This is a genomic window from Stenotrophomonas maltophilia (genome assembly GCF_002799245.1).
In the GTDB taxonomy this organism is placed as follows: Bacteria; Pseudomonadota; Gammaproteobacteria; order Xanthomonadales; family Xanthomonadaceae; genus Stenotrophomonas; species Stenotrophomonas maltophilia_S.
Genome location: NZ_NEQV01000003.1, coordinates 149,332 through 174,788, shown reverse-complemented (window position 1 = coordinate 174,788; position 25,457 = coordinate 149,332). Strand labels below are relative to the sequence as shown.

Sequence of the window (25,457 nt, the reverse complement as noted above, 5' to 3'; positions counted from 1 at the left end):
ATCAATCTTCCGGAATCCAGCGGCATCAACGCAACCCGATTTCGCCATCGGACCGCTAGCATGGGCTACCCCCACCTTGTCGTGCCGTTCCATGGACGCCCGTACCACCCTCCCCCTGCCCGACACCTGCGATACCGCGCCGCGGGCCGAATTCCTGCGCGGCCTGCGTGCCGCCGTGCCGGTGATGATCGGCTTCATTCCCTTTGCCCTGGTGCTCGGCGCCCAGGCGGCCCAGAAGGGCCTGAGCGCGTTGGAGGTACCGCTGATGACCGGCCTCAACTTCGCTGGCGGCTCGGAGTTCGCCGCCGTCGAACTGTGGACCTCGCCGCCCCACATCGCGCTGATCGTGGCGATCACCGCGCTGGTCAACAGCCGCCATCTGCTGATGGGCGCCAGCCTGGCGCCACTGCTGCAGCACCTGCCGCGCCGTCGCGTGCTGCCGGCGCTGTTCTTCATGTGCGACGAAAGCTGGGCAATGGGCGTGGCCGATGCGCGCCGCCGCGCGCTCGGCTTCAGCCTGGCGTATTACCTGGGCGTGTCGGCAGGCCTGTACACCGTCTGGGTGGCCTGTACGGCACTCGGCGCGATCGTCGGGCCGATGCTGGGTGACATCCACGCCTATGGCTTCGACATGGCCTTCCCCGCCGTGTTCCTGGTGCTGCTGCGCGGCATGTGGCAGGGCATGAAGGCGGCGCGGCCGTGGCTGGTGAGCCTGGTCGTGGCCGCTGCCACCTACCTGCTGATCCCGGGTGCGTGGTACGTGGCCAGCGGCGCACTGGCCGGCCTGGCAGCGGCCTGGTTGCTGGCGGAGGACGCGGCATGATCTTCAACGGACTGATCCACTGGACCTCGGTGCTGACCATCGTGCTGATGGCCGCCGCCACCTATCTGACCCGCATCGTCGGCTTCCTCGCGCTGCGCAATCGCACCCTGAGCAAGCGCGCGGTGACGGTGATGGAAGCTGCGCCGGGCTGCGTGCTGATCTCGGTGATCGCCCCGGACTTCGTCGCCGACAAGCCGGCCGATCTGGCCGCGCTGGCGATCACCCTGCTGGCGGCCACGCGCTTGTCGATGCTGCCGACCGTGCTGATCGGCGTGGTGTCGGCCGGCGCGCTGCGCTATCTGATGGGCTGAAGCCCTCACCCCACTTGTAGAGCCGAGCCCACGCTCGGCTTGTGCCAACGGCAGCCGAGCATCGGCTCGGCTCTACAGTTCGAACCCGCGCCTGCGACAGCCGGTCGCAGCCAATGACGCCACTCACTTGATCAATGTCAAACCGCCCGCCGCCGCGCGGGCGTATTTCTATGCAGGACCCGAACACGCCGGCGTTACCGGCATCCACAAGGACCCTGCGATGAGCTACACCCCCGACAACGCCCAGCTGCTGAACGCCATGCAGAACGTCATGGTGATCTCCACCACCGACCTGCAGGGCAACATCACCTACGCCAACGACCTGTTCTGCACGCTCACCGGCTTCGCCCGCGAGGAGCTGATCGGCCAGCCGCACAGCATCGTGCGCCATCCGGACGTGCCCAAGGCGGTCTACAAGGACATGTGGGACACCATCAAGGCCGGCAAGACCTGGACCGGCATCGTGCCCAACCTCGGCAAGGGCGGCGTGCTCTACGTGGTCGACACCACCGTGCAGCCGTTGTTCGACGCCGACGGCAACATCACCTCCTACATCAGCATCCGCCGCGTGGTGAACGATCTGATGCAGAACTACGACCTGGTCGAGTTCAGCAAGGAAAAGTTCGACGACTTCTACGAGGCCGCGTGAACGCCGTCCCGGCCAGTACGCCCTTCAGCCGCCTGCTGGTGGGTTTTGCGTCGGAGTCGGGCAATGCCCGCGCCCTGGCCCAGCGCCTGGGCGCGGACCTGCAGCCGCACGGGCCGCAGGTGCTTCCGTTCAACGACATCGACGTGGCCAGCCTCGGCCACGGCGACGTGCTGCTGGCGATTTCCAGCTCGTTCGGCGATGGCGAACCGCCGGCCAATGGCGAGCAGTTCTTCGAAACGCTGCGCCAGACCCCGACCTTGAGCGGCCTGCGCTATGCGGTGTTCGGCCTCGGTGACACCGGCTACCCCAGCTTCTGTGGCTTCACCAAGGCACTCGATGCTGCGCTGAGCGAGCGCCAGGCCCAGCCCCTGTTGCACCGGGTGGATGCCGATCTGGGCTACGAGCAGTTCTTCCAGCAATGGCAGCCTGTGCTGGGCCAGGTGCTGGGCGGCGACGTGAGCGCTGGCCAGGACCTGCGCCTGCAGGTGACCGCGTATGGCGAAGACAATGCCTTTGCCGCCCGCATCCTCGAGCGCCGCCGCTTGAACAGCAGCGACCCCGCCGCCTGGCATCTGCAGCTGGACATCGCCGGCAGCGGCATGGCGTACCGCGCGGGCGACACCCTGCATGTGGTACCCGGGAACGACCCTGCCCTGCTGCAGGCATTGGCCACCTGGTACGGCGACACCGCCGCCGTGGCCGCCCTGCAGGACCGCGAGCTGCGCCTGCTGAGCAAGGGCGTGCTGCGCGAACTGGCCAGGCTGGGCGGCAGCGAGCTGCTGAAGGGCCTGTTGAAGGCCAGCGCGAAGCGCGCGCTGGAAGCCTACCTGCACGGCCTGGACCTGCTGGACGTGCTGCAGGACCACGCCACACCGGACAGCGTGCCGCTGGCCCGCCTGCGCGAACTGCTGTCACCGCGGTTGCCGCGTGCCTATTCGATCGCCTCGCACCCCCGCGACGACCAGTTGAGCCTGTGCGTGCGCGAAGTGCGCTACACCCTGCGCGGCCGCGAGCGCTTCGGCACCGCCACCGGCAGCCTGCTGCACGGCGGCGACCATGCCCGCGTGTACTGCCGCTCCAACCCCGGCTTCCATCTGCCTGATACCGGCGAGGCGCCACTGCTGCTGGTCGGCACCGGTACCGGCATCGCGCCCTTGATGGGACTGATCCAGGAGCTGCAGGCCAGCGCCTGCGAACGCGAGGTGCACCTGGTGTTCGGCGAGAAGCACAGCCGGCACGATTACCTGTACCGCGAACAGCTGCAGGACTGGCAGGCACGCGGAACGCTGACGGGCCTGCATACCGCGTTTTCGCGCGACGGGGCCGGGAAGGTCTATGTGCAGCATGTGCTGCAGCAGCGCGCCAGCGAGGTGCGCGATGTCCTGGCCCGCGGCGGTCATCTGTACCTGTGCGGCAACAAGAGCCACCTGGAAGCTGCGGTGCGTGAAGCCATCGATGCCATCGGTGGCGAGGGGCGCTGGGACGCGCTGCGCGGCGAAGGCCGCACGCACTGTGAACTGTATTGATCCGTTGATCCTGTAGAGCCGAGCCCACGCTCGGCTGCTTTTCGGGCCTGAGCCAAAGGCAGCCGAGCATCGGCTCGGCTCTACAACACCGCATCCCGCTACATCCACGCCCTGCCCGGAATCATCGCTCCTGTAGAGCCGAGCCCACGCTCGGCTGCTTTTCGCAACACCGCCAACAGCAGCCGAGCGTGGGCTCGGCTCTACAACGGCAGGTCGGAACGCCTTACATCGGCACGCCCACGATCACGCTCGACGCCTTGAACAGCACCGTCGCCGCACTACCTTCCTGCAGCTCCAGCGCGGCGGTACTGGCTCGGGTGATCACAGCCACCACGCTGCAGCCGTGACCGATATCCACTACCACCTCATCGTTCACCGCGCCCTCGGTGATCCGCTCCACCCTGCCGGCGAACTGGTTGCGTGCCGAGTAGCGCGCGCCATCACCCTGGGCCACGATCACCGACGAGGCTTTCACCAGCGCATAGGCCGGCACGCCCACTGCCAGGCCCAGCGATTCCACGCTGCCATGGGTGATGGTGGCGACCAGCGCCAAACCCGGCGCCACTTCAATCTGCACTTCATCGTTGACTGCCCCGGAAGCCAGCGCGCTGACCCGGCCATGGAACTGGTTGCGTGCACTGGTGATCATGCCGATTCTCCGGATCAGGGCCAGATCCTCGTCCAGCCCGGGGGTGGCCTGCAGCGATTGCAGGAAGGTTCGGTGCGCGCGCTCGACCTCCTCGAAACGGGTGATCAGCTGGCGACCCCGTTCGGTCAGGCGCGCACCGCCACCACCACGGCCACCCACGCTGCGTGCGACCAGCGGCTCGCCGGCCGCAGTGTTCATCGCGTCCACCGCGTCCCAGGCATTCTTGTAGGTCATGCCCATGCGCTTGGCGGCCTGGCTGATCGAGCCACAGGCATCGATCAGGCCCAGCAGCGCGAAGCGGCCGCGCCCGCCCACACTCTGTCCGGCAATGCTCAGCCACAGGTTGCCCTGCAGTTCCAACGGCGGCCCGGCCTCGCTCATCGTGCTCGTTTCCCTGCGTTCGCGCGAATGGCCAGTGTACGGTGCCGCCCCCCTGCGCCGCGCTTGATATCGATCAAGGTGACCACGCCGGCCAGCGCCGAGAATCCCCGGGTCGGTCATCAAGTTGACCCCTGCCTACCGTTATATCATCTTGGATATAACGAACCCGAGGACTCGCGAGGATGCGTACCTGTCGTTTCGTTCTACCCCTGTCTGCCCTGCTGCTCCCGCTCGCCGCCACCGCGGCCGACAGCGCCTCGCCGCCGCCGGTGTTCACCCTGGGCACGATCGACGTGCATGCAGAGCGCGGCACCTCGCCCACCGTGGCCGAACGCAGCCTTGATGCCGAACGCATCCAGCAGCTCGACCGCAATACGGTCGGTGAAGCGGTCAGCGTGTTGCCGGGCGTGAACCTGGCGCGCAATTCGCGCAACGAGGACATGGTCTACCTGCGCGGCTTCGATGCGCGCCAGGTACCGGTGTTCCTCGATGGCATCCCGCTGTATGTGCCCTATGACGGTTACGTGGACTTCGGCCGCTTCACCACCTTCGACCTCGCCGAGATCCAGGTCGCCAGCGGCGGTGCTTCGCTGCTGTACGGGCCGAACATCCTCGGCGGTGCGATCAACCTGGTCAGCCGCCGCCCGGAGCGTCCGCTGGAAGGCGACGTGCGGCTGGGCATCGCCGAGGGTGGCGAGCGCAAGGCGGCGGTCAACCTCGGCGGCCGTCGCGGCGACTGGTACTTCCAGCTCGGCGCATCGGTCCTGAAAGCCGATGAATTTCCCCTGCCCGATGGCTTCGTCGACTACAAGCGCGTACCCACCGACACCGGCAAGGACCGCCGCAACGCCTCGCGCGACGACCGTCGCCTGTCGTTCAAGCTGGGCTATACCCCACGCGAGGGCGACGAGTACGCCATCGGCTACGCGCGCCAGGACGGCGAGAAGGACAACCCGGTCTACACCGGCACCGCGCGCAGCGGCATCCGCTACTGGCGCTGGCCGTGGTGGGACAAGGACAGCCTGTACTTCATCGGCAACACCCGCCTGGGCGAGCACACCACGCTGCGTACCCGCGTCTACCGCGATACGTATGGCAATGGCCTGGATGCCTACACCGACGGCACCTACCAGGTGGCGATGGACAACAGCAGCTTCCCCAGCATCTACGATGACCGTACCGTGGGCGGCTCGGTGACCCTGGCCACGACGGCGCTGCCACGCCAGGAACTGCAGTTCGCGATCCACTACAAGGAAGACCAGCACAGCGAGCGCAATCCGCACTCGCCCACCAAGGACTTCCGTGATGTGACCACTTCGGTGGCGATCGAAGACCGCATCGCGCTGACCGGCACCTCGCACCTGCGCGTGGGTATCGGCCATGACCGCCGCGACGCCAAGCGCGTGTACTTCTGGCCCACCGGCAGCACCGATGCCACCAATGCAGTGCTGGAGTATGTGCAGCAGATGGCTCCGGACCAGCAGTGGTATGCAAGCGCCGCGCGGCGCACGCGTTTCCCGACCATCAAGGACCGCTACTCGGCGCGCATGGGCGCAGCCCTGCCCAACCCGGACCTGAAGGCCGAGCACGCCACCCACCTTGAAGTGGGCCTGCGTGGCCGCTGGTGGGAAGGTGGCCAGCTGCAGGCGGCACTCTTCCAGAGCCGCATCGATGACCTGATCCAGAACGCCGTGGTGGCCTCGCGCGAATGCGGCGGCAGCACCTGCAACCAGGCACAGAACATCGGCAAGGCCCGCCACCAGGGTGTCGAACTGGGCCTGCGCCAGCGCATTGGCGACCACTGGGACGTGCAGACCAGCTATACCTGGCTGCGCCGCACCAACCTGGAAGACCGCAGCGCGGCCCTGCTCGACAGCCCGCGCCAGCGGCTGTTCATGGCGGTGGGCTGGCAGCTGCTGCCGCAGCTGAAGCTGCAGGCCACGCTGGAAGCCGAACAAGGCCGCAAGGTCAGCTATGCCGATGCCGCACGGCCGGTGCGCACGCTGCCCGGCTATGGCATCACCGGCATCAAGGCCAGCTGGAGCCCGCGCGAGGCCTGGGATTTCGACCTCGGCGTGCGCAACATCAATGACAAATGGTACGAACTCGCCGATGGGTACCCGATGCCGGGCCGTACCTGGTTCGCCAATGCCAACTGGAGGTTCTGAACATGACCGCGTCCTCGCCGCCACGCATCGCGGCCATCGTGCATGACCACAGCGGCGAGCCCGATGGGCTGCTGGCCGCCTTCGCCGCGCGCCAGCTGGCCGCCGGCCACCGCGTGCGCGGGCTGGTGCACCTGCCACACGAAGCCAGCGCCAACGGCAGCAAGCGCATGGTACTGATGGACGTGACCGATCCCGGTTCGCGCTACCCGATCAGCCAGGCGCTGGGCCCGGCCTCCTGCGGCTGCAACCTGGACCCGGGCGGCATCGCCGACGCAACTGCCGTGCTGCGCCGCGCATTGCAGGAGCGCGCCGAGCTCGCCATCGCCAACCGCTTCGGCACGCTGGAATCGGAAGGCGGCGGCATGGTCGATGAGCTGCTGGCATTGATGCTGGCCGACATCCCATTGCTGACGGCGGTGAAGCTGCCCTACCTCGACGCGTGGCGCCAGTTCACCGGCGGCATGGCGATCGAGCTGCCCGCCGAGGACGCCGCCCTGCAGGCCTGGTGGGATGCATGCCGTACCGCACCGGACGCCGCCGCATGAGGCGGCGCGCCCTGCTGCAGGCGTTCGCACTCGCACCGCTGCTGGCCACCAGTGCCGGGCTGCTGGCGATGCCGGCGCAGCGCGTGCTGCGGCTGGGTGCGCCCAGGGCCACGCCCAGGCGCGTGTTCGCGGCCGGTCCGCCGGCTGCGGTGCTGCTCGCCGCCGTGGCACCCGAACGCCTGCTGGGTTGGCCGATGAAGGTCTCGCCCGACGCGCTGGCGCAGCTGCCAGCAGCGCTGCGCACGTTGCCTGTGGTGGGCCGCCTGGCCGGGCGCGGCAGCACGGTCAGTCTCGAGCGCCTGCTGGCGATGCAGCCGGACCTGGTTCTGGATGCCGGTGATTTCGATGCCAGTTACCGCGACTCCGCCGAACGGGTCTGGAAGCAGACCGCGATTCCCTTCGAACTGGTTGCCGGACGCCTGCCCGATCATCCGGCGCAGCTGCGCCACGTAGGCAGGCTGTTGGGGGTTGCCGCACGCGGCGAAGCGCTGGCGCAGGCGGCCGAGGCGCAGCTGGCACTGGTGCGCGAGGTGCTGGCGACGCGGCCTGCGGCGACGCGGCCCACCGTGTATTACGGGCGTGGCAGCGACGGCCTGGAAAGCGGCCTGTCCGGTTCGATCAATACCGAAGTGATCGAGTTCTGTGGCGGCCGCAACGTAGCCGCCAGCGCCGGTGCCGGTGGCCTCGCCCGCGTGTCATTCGAACAACTGCTGGCCTGGGACCCGGACGTGATCCTGACCCAGGATGCAGGGTTCGCCGCGCACGCGGCACAGGATCCGCGCTGGCGCGCCCTGCGTGCCGTGCGCGAGCGCCGCCTGCACTGCGCACCGGTACTGCCGTTCGGCTGGCTGGACGGCCCGCCCGGCATCAACCGCCTGCCCGGCCTGCCGTGGCTGCTGTCCAGGCTGCATCCTGGCGCATCACCCGCGCTGGCGCCGGCCGCGCTGCGCGCGCGCATCGGCGCGCTGCATCCGCTGCTGTGGGGCCAGCCATTGCCTGCCGCGCTCGCACGCAGCCTGGATGCGAACGTCTGAACATGCGCACGCTTCCACGTTGGGCCTGGCATGCCGGTGGCTGGAGCCTGCTGCTGGCGATGCTGTTGCTGGCCTTCTCGGTCGGCCAGTTCCCGCTGCGCCCGGCGGCGCTGCTGCACGCCATCGGCTGGCAGCTGTTCGGCATCGGTGAACCCAGTCCACCTGCGGTGCAGGCCGCGCTCTGGCACATCCGCCTGCCGCGTGTGCTGGCCGCTGTGCTGATCGGTGCGGTGTTGTCGGCGGCGGGTGCGGCCTACCAGGCCATGTTCCGCAATCCGCTGGTGTCGCCGGACATTCTGGGCGTCTCCGCCGGCGCCGGCCTGGGTGCCTCGCTGGGCCTGTTCCTCGGCCTGCCGATGCTGCTGGTGCAGGGCATTGCGTTTGCGGGCGGGTTGGGTGCGGTGGGCCTGGCCTGCCTGGTGGCAGCGCTGGTGCGGCGGCACGATCCGGTGCTGGTGCTGGTACTGGCCGGCGTCGCGGTATCGGCACTGCTCGGTGCCGGCATCTCGTTGCTGAAGCTGCTGGCCGATCCGTACACGCAGCTGCCGTCGATCACCTTCTGGCTGCTGGGTGGCTTGAACGCGGTGGTCATCGACGACCTCAAGGTCACCGCACCGCTGCTGCTGATCGGGCTGTTGCCGCTGGTGCTGCTGCGCTGGCGGGTGAACCTGCTCGGCCTGGGGGACGAGGAGGCCAGCGCGCTGGGCGTGGCGGTCACGCCGCTGCGCTGGACGCTGATCGCCGCCGCCACGCTATGCACTGCGGCAGCGGTGTCACTGGCCGGCATCATCGGCTGGGTCGGATTGGTGGTTCCGCATATCGCACGGCTGCTGGTCGGTGCCGATTTCCGCCGCCTGCTGCCGGCCAGCCTGCTGCTCGGCGCCAGTTTCCTGCTCGCCGCCGATACGCTGGCGCGCACCGTGGCGCCGATCGAGCTGCCGCTCGGCATCCTCACCGCGTTCGTCGGCGTGCCGTGCTTCCTGCTGGTCCTGGCGCGCAGCGAGCGCCGCCCATGAATGCCACTGCCCCCCTTCTGGAGGCGCGTGGCCTGGCCATCGGCCATGCCGGCGTGGCACTGGGCGCGTCGTTCGCATTGTCGGTACAGCCCGGCGAGGTGCTGTGCCTGCTGGGCCCGAACGGCTGTGGCAAGACCACCCTGTTTCGTACGCTGCTCGGCCTGCTGCCTGCGGTGCGCGGCGAGGTGGATCTGCAGGGCACGCCGTTGCGCGCGCATGGCCGCGCCGCCCGCGCCCGCCGTATCGCGTATGTGCCGCAGGCCGCGCCGCTGCCCTTTGCCTGGCGCGTGCGCGAGGTGGTCGCCATGGGCCGCGCCGCGCACCTGGGCCTGCTCGCAGCACCCGGCCGCGCGGATGAGGCCATCGCCGACGACTGCCTGCGCGAACTGGGCCTGCAGGCCCTGGCCGGCCGCACCGTCACCACGCTCAGTGGTGGCGAGCGCCAGCTGGTGCTGATCGCGCGCGCACTGGCCCAGCAGGCACCATTGCTGATCATGGACGAACCCACCGCCAGCCTCGACTTCGGCAACCAGCTGCGCATCCTCGACAGCGTGCGCCGCCTGGCCGATCGTGGTATCGGCGTGCTGCTGTCCACCCATCAACCGCAGCACGCGCTGCAGGTGGCCGACCGCATTGCGTTGATGTCCGCCGGCAGCCTGCAGGCGCTCGGTCCTGCCCGCCAGGTCGCAACGCCCGACCGCCTCGCCACCCTGTATGGCGTCGATGCCGCACGCGTCGCCGCCGCCCTGCCCGCTTCTGGAACATCGACATGAGTACACCCCTGCCCACCCCGATCGATCACAGCGCACGCTACCGCCAACACCTGCAGGCCTGTGGCTTCCAGGCAAAGCCGGCCAGTGCCTGGGACGCGCGTGCCGCGCAGTCCAGCTGGCAGCGCCGCCATGACGATTACAGCGAGGCGTTCCTCGCCCGGCTTGATCTCCGCGGCGTCGCCACGGTGCTCGATGTCGGCTGCGGCCCCGGCCTGCTGAGCCTGCCGATCGCCACGCAGGTCGGCCATGTGCACGCGCTCGACTACAGCACCGGCATGCTCGACGGGCTGCGCGCGGCGATCACGCGCGACGGCGTCTCCAACGTCACACCGTGGGCGCTGTCGTGGACCGACGACTGGCACAACGTGCCACGCTGCGATCTGGCCATTGCCTCGCGCTCACTGATGGTGGCGGATCTGGAGGCCGCATTGCGCAGGCTGGATGCGCACGCCCGCCAGCGTGCCTGCATCACCTTCGCGACCGGCCCCCGGGCCGGCGTGCCGGAGCTGGCCGAGTTGCTTGGCCGCGACTGGCTGCCGATGCCCGACCATCGCTACCCCATCAACATGCTGCTGGACATGGGGCGCGAGCCGCAGCTGGACTACCTGCCCGAATCGGTGCGCGACGTCGCGCAGGATGCCGATGGCCTGCTGCGCCAGGCAGCGGGACTGTTCGGTGCGCTGGATGCGGATGAGGAAGCCCGCGTGCGCGCCTGGCATGCACGCTCGCCGCAGCATCGTTTCGGCATGGCGCCGACGCGGCGCTGGGCATTCATCCAGTGGGCGACGAACCCCTGATGCCCTTGCTTCTGTAGAGCCGAGCCCATGCTCGGCTGCCCCTAGCGGCAACGCGGGAAGCAGCCGAGCGTGGGCTCGGCTCTACCGGCGCAGGTCAACCGCCAACGATGCGGCCGTCCACCACGCGTGCCACCTGCTGGCCGAACATGGCCACGTCCTGCGGATCGTGGCTGATCAACAACAACGGGATGCCGGTCTTGTCCAACACCGTCTCCAGCTCCTGGCGCAGGTGCTGGCGCAGGTCATGGTCCAGTGCCGAGAACGGCTCATCCAGCAGCAGCGCCTGCGGCTGCGTCACCAGGGCGCGCGCCAGGGCGGTACGCTGGCGTTGGCCGCCGGACACCTGGGAGGGCAACAGATCGCCCACCGTGTCGATGCGGAATGCGTGCAGCCATTGCTCCACCACATCGAAGCGCTGGCCGATCCGCGGATTCAACCACCCCTTCTCCAGGCCGAACGCCACGTTCTGGCGCACGCTCAGATGCGGGAACAACGCGTAGTCCTGGAACACATAGCCCAGCCGGCGGCGCTGCGGCGGCAGATCCACACCGGTGGCCGCATCGAACAGGGTCTGCCCCTGCACACGTACATGCCCCTGCCCTGGCCGCAGCAGCCCGGCCACCGCCTTCAAGGTCAGGCTCTTGCCGGCGCCCGAGGGCCCAAACAGCACCACCTGCCGCTGCGTGCACTGCAGCGATACGTCCAACACGAAATCCTGGCCCGCCGCCTGCAGGCGCCGCCGCACCTGCAGGTCAAGCCACATCACGCAGCTCCCGGCGACGCCCACCCACCAGCCGCGCGGCCAGCAACAGGATCACGATGCAGACCACCGAGGTCAGGATCACCAGCGCATTGGCCTTGCCATCCTGGCCGGCCTGCACAGCCTCATAGATGGCGATCGACAGCGTCTGGGTGCGGCCCGGGATGCTGCCGGCCACCATCAATGTCGCGCCGAACTCGCCCATCGCGCGTGCAAACGCCAGCAGCAGGCCGGCGAGGATGCCGCGCCAGGCCAGTGGCAGCGTGATGCGGAAGAACACCGCCGCTTCGGATACACCGAGCGTGCGTGCGGCCTGCTCCAGCTGCCCGTCCACTTCCTCGAACGCCGCGCGTGCCGGCTTGAACACCAGGGGCAACGAAGCCACCGCCGCAGCAATCACTGCGGCCTGCCAGGTGAACACCAGGTTGACACCGAACCACGATTGCAGCCACGCGCCGATCGGGCCGTTGCGGCCGATCAACACCAGCAGGTAATAACCCAGCACTGTCGGTGGCAGCACCATCGGCAGGGTCAGCAGCGAATCGAGCAGCTCACGGCCAGGAAATCGCCGACGGGCCAGCAGCGCACCCAGCGCCACGCCCAGCACCAGATTGATCGCGGTGGCCCAACCGGCCACCTTCAGCGACAACCACAGTGCGCTCCAGTCCAGATCCATGCCTCAGGGCTTGCCGAATCCGTGCTTGGCCAGGATCGCCTGGCCCTGCGCCGAACGCACGAAGGCGGTGAAGCGCTTGGCCTCGGCCGGCTGCGCACTGGTCTTGATCACTGCCAGCGGATAGGCAATGCGCCCGGACACCGGCACCGCGAAGGCACGGCGTACCCGCTCGGGCATCGCCTGCGCATCGGTGGCATAGACAAAGCCGGCATCCACCTCACCGCGCGCCACGTAATCCAGCGACTGGCGCACGTTCTGCGTGGTGATGGCCTTGCCCTGCACCGACGGCCACAGGCCCGCGGCTTCCAGCGCGCCCTTGGCATAGCGGCCAACCGGCACGCTGTCCGGGTTGCCCAGTGCGATGCGCTGCACACCGGCGCCAGCCAGGTCCTTCAAGGTACGCGGCGCGGCCTTGGCCTGCGGCGGCACCACCACCCACAGCGCGTTCACCGCGAACACCTCGCGGCTGCCGGCCGCCAGCAGGTCCTGCTGCTGGGCCTGGTCCATCGTGGTTTCATCGGCCGAGGCGAACACATCCACCGGTGCACCGCGGCTGATCTGCTGCAGCAGCACGCCGGAGGCGGCAAAGTTGAAATCGACCTTGGTACCCGGGTGCGCCTTCTCATAGGCGCTACCCAGCTCGCGGAAGCTCTCGGTCAGGCTCGATGCCGCCGACACCGTCAGCTCGGCCGCCCAGGCTGGCACCGTGGCCAGCAGTCCCAGCAACAACAGTCCAGCTCGCTTCATCGTCGGCTCCCGGCCAGGTTCAGTTCGGATCGGATTCGTCGGCCACCGCCAGCGCCGCCAGGCGCTCGGGCTGCAGCAGCAGGATCTCGCGCTGCTTCACCGCGATGATCCCATCATCGCTCAGCCGGCGCAGCACCCGGCTGGCGGTTTCCGGCGCCATCCGCAGGTAATTGGCGATCTCGGTACGGGCCATCGTCAGGTTGAAACGCGTGGCGGAAAACCCGCGCCGCGCGTAGCGGTCGGACATGTCCAGCAGGAACGCGGCCATGCGCTCTTCGGTGCGGTGGTTGGCGGCCAGCGTAGCGACCTTGCCGATCTCCGCGCTGAGCAGGCTGAACAGCTTGGCCTGCAGGCCCGGCATGCGTGTGGCCAACAGGCTCAGCTTGGGAAACGAGATGCGGCACAGGTGCACGGTATCCAGCGCCACCGCATTGCAGGGGAAGCGCGAACCGTGGATCGCATTCAGGCCGATCACTTCGCCCGGCAGGCTGAAGCCCAGCACCTGTTCGTTGCCCTGGCTGTCATCGACGAAGGTCTTGACCATGCCGGCGCGCACCGCCGCAATCGAATCGAATGATTCGCCGGCGCGGAAGATGTAGTCACCCGCATGGAACGGACCGATGTGGTCGACCAGAACGTGCAGGTCGCCCAGCGCGGTCTTGTCGTAGCCCTGCGACATGCATGCGTCGGAAAACGCGCAGGTGCTGCAGAAGTGCAGTGCGTCGCCATCATCGGCGGCGGCGGGGTTCGGCGTGGCCTGGCCGAGGCGGCCCTGCGAAGGCGGATTCGAAGACATCGGGGCAAGACTCAAGCGATGGCGGCCGCCGGCCGGAAGCATGCGGCCATCATACGCCACAGCAGGCGCCCCTCTTCGGCCAGCCGCAGCACGCGCGCATCCCAGTGCGCCCAGCCGCGCGCCAGCATCGGCGACAACGCCGGCAGCTGCCCGGCGAAGCACGCTTCGAACGGTTCATCGTTGCGCCATTCGAAGGCGGCGGCATCCAGCGCGTGGTCGCAGGCGATGCTCTGCGCCACCTCGGCCGCCAGCCGCTCATCCTCGGACAGGATCAATCCGGCGGACACACCCATGTGCCCGGCCTGCAGCCGCGCACGCCATTCACCCAGTTCGTCCTCCAGGCGGTAGAACACCTCGCCGATCTGGCTGCAGGCGGACAGGCCGAGGCCGATGAAATCGCTGCGGTCGCGGCGTGGCACGCCGGCAAGGTCGCAATGGCGCTGGCCGTCGCCCGGGCCATGCGGGTTCGGCAGGTCACCGCGCTGGTAGTGATCGCCGCCGATCGGCTCGTAGCCCGCCGCGCGCAGCAACCGCCAGCTCTGCAGCCATCGTGCCGCCGAGGGATGCTCTGGCAGCGCGCACGGCGCTGGCAGCAGGATGCGCTCGGGCGCTTCGGCCAGTACCTCATGCAGCCGTTCAATGAAGCCGGTGTCCTCGCTGCCTGGCACGCGCAGCTGGTAATAGCGCGCCGTGAAGCCCACCTGCCGCGCCTGTGCCAGCAGGGTCGGCCCCGGCGCATCGGCACGATCGATCACGTTCAGGCGGGTGCAGCCCACCGCGCGCAGCTGCGCCGGCGCCAGCGCGCTGCCCGCATCCAACCGCACCTCCACCTGTGGCCGCGCCACGGTGCGCAGGTGCTGCGGCACTGCATCCAGCAGCTGGCCCAGCTGTGGCGGCGGCAGCGTCTCGGCCAAGCCCAGCTGCAGCACCACCGCCACCACTTCGCGATCCTCGGCCAGGGCGCCGGCCTGCAGGCGCAGGGCCAGCAGCAGGGTCTCCAGATAGGCCTGCGGCGGCGCATCGCGCCCGCCACGACCGGCCTGGAAGCCGAGCGTCAAGCCACGCGGGATCAGGTGTTCGTTGCTGGCGCGCACGGCAGCGCGCCAACCGCTCTCCCCAAAACCGGTACTGAACTGGCTGGCCGGCGGAAACAGCACATGCCGGGGTTGCCGCAGCAATGCCGCCTGCAGCGCCGTATCCTCGCTCTCGTCAACGTGGAAGCTCATGGCAGACATCTTCGGGCGTTCCTCTTTGCGTGGCCCTGATTGAAATCAAGCGTGGCGCATCTGCGGGTCCATGCCGGCCAGCGGCCGGCACCAACCCTCACCCGCCGCGCGCCCGATCGGCGGCCGCCGCATCGATGGCTTCGGGCAGGTCGGTCTCGCGGTCGATCTGCGGGAAGTGGCGGCGTTCCATGCGCCGGATCGCGAAGTGCATCCATGCCAGCGCGGCAGCCACCAGCACGAACAGCAGCATGAAGCAGCTGCTCCAGATGCCCACCGCATCGTTCAATGCGCCAAACACGATCGGCAGGATGAAGCCACCCAGGCCGCCGATCATGCCGACCACACCGCCCACCGCACCCACGTGCCCGGGGTAATACACCGGAATGTGCTTGTAGACCGCGGCCTTGCCCAGCGACATGAAGAAGCCCAGCACGAACACCAGCACGGTGAACATCACCACACCGATGGCCAGATGGAAGTGGATCGGGCCATGGATGCCCTTCACCACATACTCGGTATCCGGGTAGGCCAGCAGGAAGGTGCAGACGGCCGACACGCCGAAGGTCCAGTACATCACCCGGCGCGCGCCCATCCTGTCCGACATCCAGCCACCCACCACGCGGAACAGGCTGGCCGGGATCGAATAGCACGCCGCCAGCATGCCGGCGTGGCCCACGTCCATGCCATAGGCGCCGACCAGGTAGTGCGGCAGCCACAGCGCCAGCGCCACGAAGCCGCCGAACACGAAGAAGTAGTACAGCGAGAACCGCCAGACCTGCAGGTTCTTCAGCGGTGCCATCTGCTCGGCGAACGGCACCGGCTTCACACCTTCGCGGCGACGCTGCTCCAGCGACGGGTCTTCCTTGCTGAAGAGGAAGAACAGCACCGCAGTGACCGCCAGCGCGACCGCCCAGACCTTGGCAACCATGGTCCAGCCGGCCGCCACCATCACCAGCGGTGCCAGCAGCTTGGTCACCGCCGAGCCGATGTTGCCGGCGCCGAAGATACCCAGCGCCGTGCCCTGCCTGCTGGCCGGGAACCACTTGGAGACGTAGGCCACGCCCACCGAGAAGTTGCCACCGGCGATGCCCACGCACAGCGCGGCAATCAGGAACTGGGTGTAGGTCTGCGCATAGGTCAGCATCCAGGTGGCCACCGCGCCACACAGCATCACCAGCACCATCACCTTGCGGCCCCCGAACTGGTCGGACCAGATGCCGAGGAAGACGCGGCTGACCGAACCGGTCAGTACCGGGGTGGCGATCAGCAGGCCGAACTGGGTGTCATTCAAGCCGAGCTGTTGACTGATCTGGATGCCGATGATCGAAAAGATCATCCACACGGCGAAACACACGGTGAAAGCGAACGTGCTCAGCCACAGCGCACGTTGCTGCTGCCCGGCACTGGCGGGAGCAAGAGCCTGGTTCATGAATTCTCCTCGTTCAATGGGGGTCAGCCGATGTCCGCTTCGGCTTCGATCTCATCCAGCCCGCGCACCGGGTAGCGTTCCTGCAGCTGCAGCAGGTAGGCCTGCACCTCGCGCTGCCGCACCTGCAGTTCCAGGTAGTCACGCAGCTGAGGCAGCACCGCCTCGAACGGCTGCGGCCGGCCTTCCTCGCGGGCGTCGACGCAGACCACGTGGTAGCCCCAGCGTGATTCCACCGGGAACCCCGCCAGGCCTTCGCGCAGGCGGAACACCTGGCGGTCGAACTCCGGGGTGGTCTGCCCGCGCTGCAGCCAGCCCAGGTCGCCGCCTTCGCTGCTGGACGGGCAGCGTGAGTGGCGCAGGGCGAAATCGGCGAACAGGTGCGGCGACTCCTTCAGCAGGCCGACCAGCCGCTCACCTTCGGTGCGCGCGGCGAAGCGCCCGGCCACGTCGTCGGCCGGCGCCGCCAGCAGGATATGGCGCAGGCGCACGCGGTCGGGCGAGCGGAAGCGCTCCGGGTTCTGTTCAAAGTAGCGGCGGCAGTCGTCATCGGTCGGCACTCGGTCTTCGATCGCGTCTTCCAGCAGCTGCTGGATCAGCACTTCCTCGTCGCTTACCCTGCCACCCTCCAGCGCCTGCAGGCCCAGCCGCTGCGCTTCCAGGCGCAGCAGCTCGCGCACCACCAGTGCACGTGCCGCTTCGGCACGCGACTGTTCCGGGCGCATCGCCCGGTGGTGCTGCATCTCGCGGGCGATGTCGGCCTCGCTGATCGCGGTCTCATCCACGAAAAGGCGGCAGGGTGCTGGCTGCCCGAGCGAGCGCGGTCCCTGCTCTATCGCGTCGTGATGGTGCGAGTGGGCCTCGGCGGGTACCGGTGCATTGGAGTCGATCACGGTGATCGGCAGGAATTTCGGCAGGCTGCCCATGGCTTACTCCCGCGGCCCGTAGCGCAGCGTGGCCTGGCGCCGGCGCACCACCTGGTACGGCCGCCACAGGTAGCTGATCGGAATGCTCCACACGTGCACCAGGCGGGTGAACGGTGCGATCAGGAACAGGGTCAGGCCCAGGAAGATATGCATCTTGTAGACCCAGCTGACGCCCTCGATGTAATCGGCGGCGCCGGCGCGGAAGGTCACGATGTGCTGCGCCCATTCGGCCAGCTGCACCATCACCCCGCCATCCAGGTGGCCGGACGAGATGCGGATGCTGTACAGGCCCAGGCACAACTGGGCGAACAGCAGCACCAGCACCAGGGTGTCACCGAAGCTGCCGGTGGCACGCACGCGCGCGTTGAACAGGCGACGTACCAGCAGGATGCTGATGCCGATGAAGCACAGTGCACCGAACACACCACCGACCACCATCGCCAGCATCTGCTTCTGCGACGAGGTGATGAAGTGCTCGTACACCGCGTGCGGGGTCAGCAGGCCGACCAGGTGGCCACCGAGGATGGCCAGGATGCCGATGTGGAAGCAGTTGCTGCCGATCCGCATGCCCTTGTCCGACAGCATCTGGCTGGAGCCGGTGCGCCAGGTGTACATGGCCTTGTCATAGCGGGCCCAGCTGCCGATCAGCAGCACCGCCACGGCGATGTACGGGTAGTACTGGAAGGCGAATTGATGCAGGGAGTAACTCATGGCTGGACCTCTCGATGCGAAGGACGGGCCGGCGAACGCACGGGCGGCTTGCAGTCTTCGGCCGGGGCTTCGGCACCGAAGCGCACTGCCTCTTCCTCCCACAAGCGGTCCATGGCCTCGGCGGTATCGTCGCGGACTTCCTCGCTGGCACGCTGGCGCAGCGCCTGCAGATCGGCCTTGCCGTCACCGGCTTCGACCAGGATCTCGAACAGCACCCGGTGCGGCAGCTCGCGCTCGGCTGCGCGCGCCGCCAGCATCCCGGCGATATGGCCGATGTGGTGCAGCCACTCGCGGGCCTCGCTGCCGGACCGATGGGCCAGGAACTCCAGCAGCAGCGGCAGGTAGTCCGGCAGCTCGCGTGCATCCAGTTCGAAGCCGTTGCGGCGGTAGGTTTCGACCAGATCGACCATGGCCTGGCCGCGGTCGCGCGACTCGCCATGGATGTGCTCGAACAGCAGCAGGCTCATCGAGCGGCCGCGGTCGAAACTGGCCAGCCATGCGGCCTGTGCGTCCAGCGCATCGGTATCCAGCAGCTGCTGCACGAAGCTGCGCAGCTGCTGGCGGCGGGCGGCGCTCAGCGCCGGGTCGTCGCAGGCGGCGAGCAGTTCCCCGCCGTGCTGCCACAGTTCTTCACGGGGGTAGTCCAGCAGCACCCCAACCAGCTTGAGCACGCTCATCACACCACCTCCTTGCGGCGGTGGTTCGGCCCGTTGTCCACCACGAAGGTGGTGGTCTTGCGCTGGCCGAACAGGTCGGCGGGGCTGTCACCATTGCAGCCGTTGCCGAAGGTGAAACCGCAGCCGCCGCGCTCGCCGAAGGCATCGTTGGCGTACTCGCGGTGGCCGGTGGGAATCACGAAACGGTCCTCGTAGTTGGCGATGGCCAGGTAGCGGTACATCTCCTCCACCTGGGCGATGCTCAGCCCGGCCTGTTCCAGCACCGCGGTGTCTTCCACGCCCTCCACGTTCCTGGCCCGGCGCCAGGCACGCATTGCCATCAGCCGTTCCAGCGCGCGCACCACCGGTGCCTCGTCTCCCGCCGTCAGCAGGTTGGCCAGGTAGCGCATCGGGATGCGCAGCGAGGCCACGTCCGGCAGCTCGCCGCTCATGCCCACGCGGCCCCGCTCGGCGGCGGACTGGATCGGCGACAGCGGCGGCACGTACCAGACCATCGGCAAGGTGCGGTATTCCGGGTGCAGCGGCAGCGCCAGCTTCCAGTCGATCGCCAGCTTGTACACCGGCGACTGCCTGGCCGCATCCAGCCAGCTGTCCGGGATGCCCTCCTCGCGCGCGGCGGCGATCACCGCCGGATCGTTCGGGTCCAGGAAGATGTCCAGGTGCGCCTGGTACAGGTCCTTCTCGGCGGCCACCGAGGCGGCCTCGGCAATGCGGTCTGCGTCGTACAGCATCACGCCCAGGTAGCGGATGCGGCCCACGCAGGTTTCCGAGCACACGGTCGGCTCACCCATCTCGATGCGCGGGTAGCAGAAGATGCACTTCTCCGACTTGCCGCTCTTCCAGTTGTAGTAGATCTTCTTGTACGGGCAGGCCGACACGCACATGCGCCAGCCGCGGCACTTGTCCTGGTCGATCAGCACGATGCCGTCTTCCTCGCGCTTGTAGATCGCGCCCGACGGGCAGGCCGATACGCACGCCGGGTTCAGGCAGTGCTCGCACAGGCGCGGCAGGTACATCATGAAGGTCTTCTCGAAGGCGCCGTAGATCTCCTTCTGCACCTGGTCGAAGTTGTAGTCGCGCGAGCGCTTGCTGAACTCCGAGCCGAGGATCTCCTCCCAGTTCGGGCCCCACTCGATCTTCTGCATGCGCTCGCCACTGATCAGCGAGCGCGGCCGCGCGGTGGGCTGGTGCTGGCTGTCCTTGGCGGTGTGCAGGTTCTGGTAGTCGAAATCGAACGGCTCGTAGTAGTCGTCGATCTGCGGCAGGTCCGGGTTGGCGAAGATCTTGGCCAGCATCCGCCAGCGGCCACCGGCACGCGGCACCAGCTTGCCGGCGCGGGTGCGAACCCAGCCGCCGTTCCACTTGTCCTGGTTCTCCCATTCCTTCGGGTAGCCGATACCCGGCTTGGTTTCCACGTTGTTGAACCAGGCGTATTCGACGCCCTCGCGCGAGGTCCAGACGTTCTTGCAGGTGATCGAGCAGGTATGGCAGCCGATGCACTTGTCCAGGTTCAGTACCATCGCGATCTGTGCACGGACCTTCATCACACCACCTCCTTGCTGGCCGGTGCCGAAGCACCCGCGGGCCGCTCATCGGTCGCCAATGCGCGTCCTGCGCTCGCGACACTCGAACTACCCTGTTCATCGTCCAGCCAATCGATCCTGTCCATCTTGCGTACGATCACGAACTCGTCGCGGTTGGTACCGCAGGTGCCGTAATAGTTGAAGCCATAGGCCAGCTGCGCGTAGCCACCGATCATGTGGGTCGGCTTGAGCACGATGCGGGTCACCGAGTTGTGGATGCCGCCGCGGGTGCCGGAAATCTCCGAGCCGGGCACGTTGATGATGCGTTCCTGGGCGTGATACATCATCGCCATGCCCGGCATCACGCGCTGGCTGACCACCGCACGCGCGGCGATCGCGCCGTTGACGTTGAACAGTTCGATCCAGTCGTTGTCGACGATGCCGGCGCTGCGCGCGTCGTCCTCGCTGAGCCACACGATCGGGCCACCGCGCGACAGCGTCTGCATGATCAGGTTGTCGCTGTAGGTGCTGTGGATGCCCCACTTCTGGTGCGGCGTGATCCAGTTCAGCACGATCTCCTTGTTGCCGTTCGGGCGCTGGTTCAGCAGCGGCTCCACCGTGCGCGTGTTGACCGGCGGCCGGTAGCCCATCAAGGCCTCACCGAAGTCGATCATCCATTCATGGTCCTGATAGAACTGCTGGCGACCGGTCACCGTGCGCCACGGAATCAGCTCGTGCACGTTGGTATAGCCGGCGTTGTAGCTGACGTTGTCGTCTTCCAGGCCCGACCAGATCGGCGAGGAGATGATCTTGCGCGGCTGCGCCTGGATGTCACGGAAGCGGATCGCCTCGTGCTCCTTGCCCACCGCCAGGTGGGTGTGCTCGCGGCCGGTGAACGTACCCAGTGACTCCCAGGCCTTCACCGCCACGTGGCCATTGGTTTCCGGCGCCAGGTGCAGGATCACCTCGGCCGCGTCGATCGCGGTCGAAATGGCCGGCCGGCCCTGGCTCACGCCCTCGTCGTGCACGGTGTGGTTGAGCTTGCCGAGGAATTCGACCTCGTGCTTCGTGTCCCAGCTCATGCCCTTGCCGCCGTTGCCCAGCTTGTCCAGCAGCGGGCCGAGCGAGGTGAACTTGCGGTACAGGTTGGGGTAGTCGCGCTCAACCACCGTCATCGACGGCATGGTCTGGCCCGGGATCGCCTCGCACTCGCCCTTCTTCCAGTCGGCCACGCCGAACGGCATGCCCAGCTCGTTGGGCGTGTCATGCAGGGTCGGCACCAGCACCAGATCCTTCTCCACGCCCAGCACGCCCGGCGCCATTTCGCTCACGGTGCGGGCAACCTCCTTGAAGATCTCCCAGTCGCTGCGCGATTCCCAGGCCGGGTCCACCGCCTTGGACAGCGGGTGGATGAACGGATGCATGTCCGAGGTGTTGAGGTCGTCCTTCTCGTACCAGGTTGCGGTGGGCAGCACGATGTCCGAGTACAGCGCGGTGGTGCACATGCGGAAGTCGAGCGTGACCAGCAGGTCCAGCTTTCCTTCCGGCGCCTCGTCACGCCACTTCACTTCCTCCGGCTTGATCGCGCCCATCTCGCCCAGGTCCTTGCCCTGCAGGCCATGGCGCGTCCCCAGCAGATGCCGCAGCATGTACTCGTGCCCCTTGCCCGACGAACCGAGCAGGTTCGAGCGCCAGATGAACATCATGCGCGGATGGTTCTGGCTGGCGTCCGGATCGGCGAAGGCGAAATCCAGCGAGCCATCCTTGAACTTGCCCAGCGCGTAGTCGGCCGGGGCCACGCCGGCCGCTTCGGCCTCGCGCACCAGATGCAGCGGATTACGGTCCAGCTGCGGCGCGCTCGGCAACCAGCCCATGCGCACCGCGCGCAGGTTCAGGTCGGCCAGGCTGCCGCTGTACTTGCGCGCATCGGCCAGCGGCGACAGCAGCTCATCCACCTGCAGCTTCTCGTAGCGCCACTGCCCGGTATTGAAGTAGAAGAACGAGGTGCCGTTCATGTGGCGCGGCGGGCGGCTCCAGTCCAGGCCGAACGCCAGCGGCTGCCAGCCGGTCTGCGGGCGCAGCTTTTCCTGGCCCACGTAATGCGCCCAGCCGCCACCGGTCTGGCCCACGCAACCGCACATGATCAGCATGTTGATCAGGCCGCGGTAGTTCATGTCGTTGTGGAACCAGTGGTTCATGCCCGCACCGACGATGATCATCGAACGGCCGTGGGTCTTGTCGGCGGTACGCGCGAACTCGCGGGCGATCTCGATCACCTCGGCGCGCGGCACGCCGGTGATGCGTTCCTGCCAGGCCGGGGTGCCCGGCACCATGTCATCGAAGCTCGATGCCACGTTGCCACCGCCGAAGCCACGGTCCACGCCGTACTGGGCCAGCAGCAGGTCGTAGACCGTGGCCACCAGGGTCTGGCCACCATCGGCCAGGGCCAGGTGGCGCACCGGGAGGTTGCGCTCGAGCACGTCATCGGCCGGCGCGGCGGTCCAGCCATCGGTCTCGATGCCGCCGAAGTACGGGAAACTCACCGCTTCGATGCCCTCGTGGCCATCGGCCAGGCTCAGGCGCAGGCGCGTGTCGGCGCCCTTGCTGTCCTTCTCCTCGATGTTCCACTTGCCCTTCTCGCCCCAGCGGAAGCCGATCGAGCCGTTGGGCACCACGATCTGGCCACTGCTCTCGTCATAGGCCAGGGTCTTCCAGTCGGGGTTGTTGGCTTCGCCCAGCCCGCCCAGTTCACTGGCGCGCAGGAAGCGGCCCGGCACCAGGCGGCCATCCTCGCGACGCTCAAGGCGCACCAGCATCGGCATGTCCGAGTACTGGCGGCAGTAGTCCTGGAAGTACTGCGAGGGCGAATCGACATGGAACTCGCGCAGGATCACGTGGCCGAACGCGAACGCCAGCGCAGCGTCAGTGCCCTGCTTGGGGTGCAGCCAGTGGTCGGTCAGCTTGGCCAGCTCGGAATAGTCCGGGCAGATCGCCACCGTCTTGGTGCCGTTGTAGCGCGCCTCGGTGAAGAAGTGCGCATCGGGGGTACGCGTCTGCGGCACGTTCGAGCCCCAGGCGATGATGTAGCGGCTGTTGTACCAGTCGGCCGATTCGGGCACGTCGGTCTGCTCGCCCCAGATCTGCGGCGACGCCGGAGGCAGATCGCAGTACCAGTCATAGAACGACAGGCAGGCACCACCCAGCAGCGACAGGTAGCGCGCGCCGGCAGCGTAGGACACCATCGACATCGCCGGAATCGGCGAGAAGCCGACCACGCGATCCGGGCCATACTGCTTCACCGTGTACAGGTTGGAGGCGGCGATGATCTCGTTGGCCTCTTCCCACTGCAGGCGCACGAAGCCGCCCATGCCGCGGCGGGACTTGTACGAGCGCGCCTTCTCCTTGTCCTCCACGATGCTGGCCCAGGCATCGACCGGGGCCTTGCTCTTGCGGGCATCGCGCCACAGGCGCAGCAGCGTGCCGCGGATCAGCGGGTACTTCAGCCGGTTGGCGCTGTACAGGTACCAGGAATAGCTGGCGCCACGCGGGCAGCCACGCGGTTCATGGTTGGGCAGGTCCGGGCGCGTGCGCGGGTAGTCGGTCTGCTGGGTTTCCCAGGTGACCAGGCCGTTCTTGACGTAGATCTTCCAGCTGCAGGAGCCGGTGCAGTTCACGCCGTGGGTGGAACGCACGACCTTGTCGTACTGCCAGCGGGCGCGGTAACTGTTTTCCCAGTCGCGGCCCTCGCTCTTGGCAAATCCATGGCCATCGGCAAAAGACTGGGGGTCACGCTTGAAGAACTGCAAGCGATCGAGGAAATAGCTCATCGGGGGTCTCCCTTTGCGGACATCTGCATCGTGGCTGTGGTGTTCATTGGCTGCGGTGCGTTTTCATGTCGTCAGCAGGGTGTCTCGGCACCGCGCCGGTAGTACCACCACCAGGTCACGGCCAGGCAGGTGACATAGAAAACAACGAATCCGTACAGCGCCATGTCGGGGCTGCCGGTCAAGGTGATGGACGAGCCGTAGCTCTTGGGGATGAAGAACCCGCCGTACGCGCCGATCGCACCGGAGAAGCCGACCACCGCGGCCGACTCGATGCTGGCCTGGTGCGCGGCCGTGGCCTTGCCCTCGGCGTTGTCGTTGGCCGACCAGCGTTCATGCAGGGTGCGGAAGATCACCGGGATCATGCGGAAGGTGGTGCCGTTGCCGATGCCGCTGAGCACGAACAGCGCCATGAAGCTGAGCAGGAAGCCGTAGAAATTGCCGCCCTGGCCGTCGCTGGGCAGGAAGTGCAGAACGCCGAATACCGCGGCGATCATCAGCGCGAACACCCAGAAGGTCAGGCGTGCGCCGCCCCAGCGGTCGGCCATGCTGCCGCCCACCGAGCGCATCAGCGCGCCCAGCAGCGGGCCGATGAAGGCATAGGCCAGCGGGTTCACGTCCGGGAACTGGCTCTTCACCAGCATCGGGAAGCCTGCCGAGAAACCGATGTAGGAGCCGAAGGTGCCGATGTACAACCAGCACATCAGCCAGTTGTGCTTGCGGCGGAAGATCACCGCCTGCTCGGAGAACGACGAACGGGCGCTGGTCAGGTCGTTCATGCCGAACCAGGCCGCGATGGCGCACAGCGCGATGGCCGGCACCCAGATGAAGCCGGCATTCTGCAGGAACAACGGCGCGCCGCCCTCCACCGTGGGCTGAGGTGCACCACCCAGCGCACCGAACACGCCCACGGTGATGACCAGCGGGATCACCGCCTGCGCCACCGACACGCCCACATTGCCCAGGCCGGCGTTCAGGCCCAGCGCCAGTCCCTGCTTCTGCTTGGGGTAGAAGAAGGAGATGTTGGACATCGACGATGAGAAGTTCGCGCCGCCGAAGCCGCACAGGATCGCGATGGCCACGAATACCCAGTACGGGGTGGCCGGGTCCTGCACGGCAAAGCCCAGCCACAGCGTCGGCGCCAGCAGCGAAGCGGTCGACAGCGCGGTCCAGCGGCGGCCGCCGAAGATCGGGATCACGAACGAATAGAAGATGCGCAGGGTCGCGCCGGACAGGCTGGGCAGCGCCACCAGCCAGAACAGCTGGTCGGTGCTGAAGTTGAAGCCGATCTTCGGCAGGCTGATCGACACCGCCGAGAACAGCACCCAGACCGAGAAGGCCAGCAGCAGCGAGGGAATCGAGATGACCAGGTTGCGGGTGGCGACCCGCTTGCCGGTGCGCTCCCAATAGCCGGGGTCTTCCGGCGTCCAGTCGCTGATGACGCGACCCGGACGGGCAGTGCTGCGGACAACAGGATCGCTACCGACGGTCAT

Annotated in this window: 23 protein-coding genes; 10 read left to right on the top strand and 13 right to left on the bottom strand. The window is 67.7% G+C overall.

The window, feature by feature from the left end; translation table 11 throughout:
- Positions 1 to 91: 91 nt before the first annotated feature.
- The 4 genes from B9Y64_RS11750 to B9Y64_RS11735 all read left to right on the top strand — a co-directional run bounded on the left by B9Y64_RS11750 (position 92) and on the right by B9Y64_RS11735 (position 3,309).
- Entirely contained in the window at positions 92 to 823 is a 732-nt protein-coding gene (locus B9Y64_RS11750) for an AzlC family ABC transporter permease (protein WP_065177662.1), read from the top strand.
- Positions 820 to 1,134, top strand: coding sequence for an AzlD family protein (locus B9Y64_RS11745; protein ID WP_100440855.1), 315 nt, complete (start codon positions 820 to 822; stop codon positions 1,132 to 1,134). Before B9Y64_RS11750 ends, B9Y64_RS11745 begins: the two co-directional genes overlap by 4 nt.
- 220 nt (positions 1,135 to 1,354) lie before the next feature.
- Complete coding sequence (locus B9Y64_RS11740; RefSeq protein ID WP_005409905.1) at positions 1,355 to 1,783, top strand: PAS domain-containing protein; 429 nt, start codon at positions 1,355 to 1,357, stop codon at positions 1,781 to 1,783.
- A complete protein-coding gene (locus tag B9Y64_RS11735; RefSeq protein WP_100440854.1) occupies positions 1,780 to 3,309 on the top strand; it encodes a diflavin oxidoreductase in 1,530 nt (509 codons plus the stop codon). Before B9Y64_RS11740 ends, B9Y64_RS11735 begins: the two co-directional genes overlap by 4 nt.
- A gap of 223 nt (positions 3,310 to 3,532) precedes the next feature.
- Here B9Y64_RS11735 and B9Y64_RS11730 read toward each other — a convergent pair whose 3' ends face one another.
- Positions 3,533 to 4,339 (bottom strand): TOBE domain-containing protein, encoded by an 807-nt coding sequence (locus tag B9Y64_RS11730; RefSeq protein ID WP_100440853.1) that lies wholly within the window; start codon positions 4,337 to 4,339, stop codon positions 3,533 to 3,535.
- A gap of 182 nt (positions 4,340 to 4,521) precedes the next feature.
- Between B9Y64_RS11730 and B9Y64_RS11725 the strand changes: the two genes are divergently transcribed.
- Genes B9Y64_RS11725 through B9Y64_RS11700 form a run of 6 tightly spaced genes read left to right on the top strand, consistent with a single transcriptional unit; the run spans position 4,522 to position 10,672 of the window.
- Positions 4,522 to 6,507, top strand: coding sequence for a TonB-dependent receptor plug domain-containing protein (locus B9Y64_RS11725; protein WP_100440852.1), 1,986 nt, complete (start codon positions 4,522 to 4,524; stop codon positions 6,505 to 6,507).
- Positions 6,508 to 6,509: 2 nt separating this feature from the next.
- The gene (locus B9Y64_RS11720; protein ID WP_157804508.1) at positions 6,510 to 7,052 is read left to right on the top strand and encodes a DUF2478 domain-containing protein; all 543 of its coding nucleotides are present in this window, start codon (positions 6,510 to 6,512) and stop codon (positions 7,050 to 7,052) included.
- On the top strand, positions 7,049 to 8,086 hold the full coding sequence (locus B9Y64_RS11715) for an ABC transporter substrate-binding protein (RefSeq protein ID WP_100440954.1): 1,038 nt from the start codon (positions 7,049 to 7,051) through the stop codon (positions 8,084 to 8,086). The genes B9Y64_RS11720 and B9Y64_RS11715 overlap by 4 nt, the downstream gene beginning before the upstream one ends.
- A gap of 2 nt (positions 8,087 to 8,088) precedes the next feature.
- Entirely contained in the window at positions 8,089 to 9,102 is a 1,014-nt protein-coding gene (locus B9Y64_RS11710; protein ID WP_100440850.1) for a FecCD family ABC transporter permease, read from the top strand.
- Complete coding sequence (locus tag B9Y64_RS11705; RefSeq protein WP_100440849.1) at positions 9,099 to 9,875, top strand: ABC transporter ATP-binding protein; 777 nt, start codon at positions 9,099 to 9,101, stop codon at positions 9,873 to 9,875. The genes B9Y64_RS11710 and B9Y64_RS11705 overlap by 4 nt, the downstream gene beginning before the upstream one ends.
- Complete coding sequence (locus B9Y64_RS11700; protein WP_100440848.1) at positions 9,872 to 10,672, top strand: class I SAM-dependent methyltransferase; 801 nt, start codon at positions 9,872 to 9,874, stop codon at positions 10,670 to 10,672. Before B9Y64_RS11705 ends, B9Y64_RS11700 begins: the two co-directional genes overlap by 4 nt.
- Before the next feature lie 94 nt (positions 10,673 to 10,766).
- On the opposite strand, the gene B9Y64_RS11695 is transcribed toward B9Y64_RS11700, so the two are convergent.
- From B9Y64_RS11695 to B9Y64_RS11640, 12 genes are all read right to left on the bottom strand, one after another.
- Entirely contained in the window at positions 10,767 to 11,435 is a 669-nt protein-coding gene (locus B9Y64_RS11695; RefSeq protein WP_100440847.1) for a sulfate/molybdate ABC transporter ATP-binding protein, read from the bottom strand.
- Positions 11,425 to 12,108 (bottom strand): molybdate ABC transporter permease subunit, encoded by a 684-nt coding sequence (gene modB / locus B9Y64_RS11690; RefSeq protein ID WP_100440846.1) that lies wholly within the window; start codon positions 12,106 to 12,108, stop codon positions 11,425 to 11,427. Before modB ends, B9Y64_RS11695 begins: the two co-directional genes overlap by 11 nt.
- 3 nt (positions 12,109 to 12,111) lie before the next feature.
- Positions 12,112 to 12,855 (bottom strand): molybdate ABC transporter substrate-binding protein, encoded by a 744-nt coding sequence (gene modA / locus B9Y64_RS11685; RefSeq protein ID WP_100440845.1) that lies wholly within the window; start codon positions 12,853 to 12,855, stop codon positions 12,112 to 12,114.
- Between the two features lie 19 nt (positions 12,856 to 12,874).
- A complete protein-coding gene (locus B9Y64_RS11680; RefSeq protein WP_100440844.1) occupies positions 12,875 to 13,651 on the bottom strand; it encodes a helix-turn-helix domain-containing protein in 777 nt (258 codons plus the stop codon).
- Between the two features lie 11 nt (positions 13,652 to 13,662).
- Positions 13,663 to 14,877, bottom strand: a complete 1,215-nt coding sequence (locus B9Y64_RS11675) for a coproporphyrinogen III oxidase (protein WP_100440843.1) — start codon at positions 14,875 to 14,877, stop codon at positions 13,663 to 13,665.
- A 97-nt stretch (positions 14,878 to 14,974) separates the two neighbouring features.
- Entirely contained in the window at positions 14,975 to 16,306 is a 1,332-nt protein-coding gene (locus tag B9Y64_RS11670) for an MFS transporter (protein ID WP_100440842.1), read from the bottom strand.
- A 23-nt stretch (positions 16,307 to 16,329) separates the two neighbouring features.
- Complete coding sequence (locus tag B9Y64_RS11665) at positions 16,330 to 17,229, bottom strand: peptidylprolyl isomerase (protein ID WP_100440841.1); 900 nt, start codon at positions 17,227 to 17,229, stop codon at positions 16,330 to 16,332.
- Positions 17,230 to 17,232: 3 nt separating this feature from the next.
- On the bottom strand, positions 17,233 to 17,940 hold the full coding sequence (gene narI, locus B9Y64_RS11660) for a respiratory nitrate reductase subunit gamma (RefSeq protein WP_010485313.1): 708 nt from the start codon (positions 17,938 to 17,940) through the stop codon (positions 17,233 to 17,235).
- On the bottom strand, positions 17,937 to 18,617 hold the full coding sequence (narJ, locus tag B9Y64_RS11655) for a nitrate reductase molybdenum cofactor assembly chaperone (protein ID WP_100440840.1): 681 nt from the start codon (positions 18,615 to 18,617) through the stop codon (positions 17,937 to 17,939). The genes narI and narJ overlap by 4 nt, the downstream gene beginning before the upstream one ends.
- Positions 18,617 to 20,161 carry a nitrate reductase subunit beta gene (gene narH, locus B9Y64_RS11650; protein WP_100440839.1) on the bottom strand — a complete coding sequence of 515 codons (1,545 nt, stop codon included), beginning with the start codon at positions 20,159 to 20,161 and terminating at the stop codon, positions 18,617 to 18,619. Before narH ends, narJ begins: the two co-directional genes overlap by 1 nt.
- On the bottom strand, positions 20,161 to 23,967 hold the full coding sequence (locus B9Y64_RS11645) for a nitrate reductase subunit alpha (protein WP_100440838.1): 3,807 nt from the start codon (positions 23,965 to 23,967) through the stop codon (positions 20,161 to 20,163). Before B9Y64_RS11645 ends, narH begins: the two co-directional genes overlap by 1 nt.
- A gap of 71 nt (positions 23,968 to 24,038) precedes the next feature.
- Positions 24,039 to 25,457 carry a NarK family nitrate/nitrite MFS transporter gene (locus tag B9Y64_RS11640; protein WP_100440837.1) on the bottom strand — a complete coding sequence of 473 codons (1,419 nt, stop codon included), beginning with the start codon at positions 25,455 to 25,457 and terminating at the stop codon, positions 24,039 to 24,041.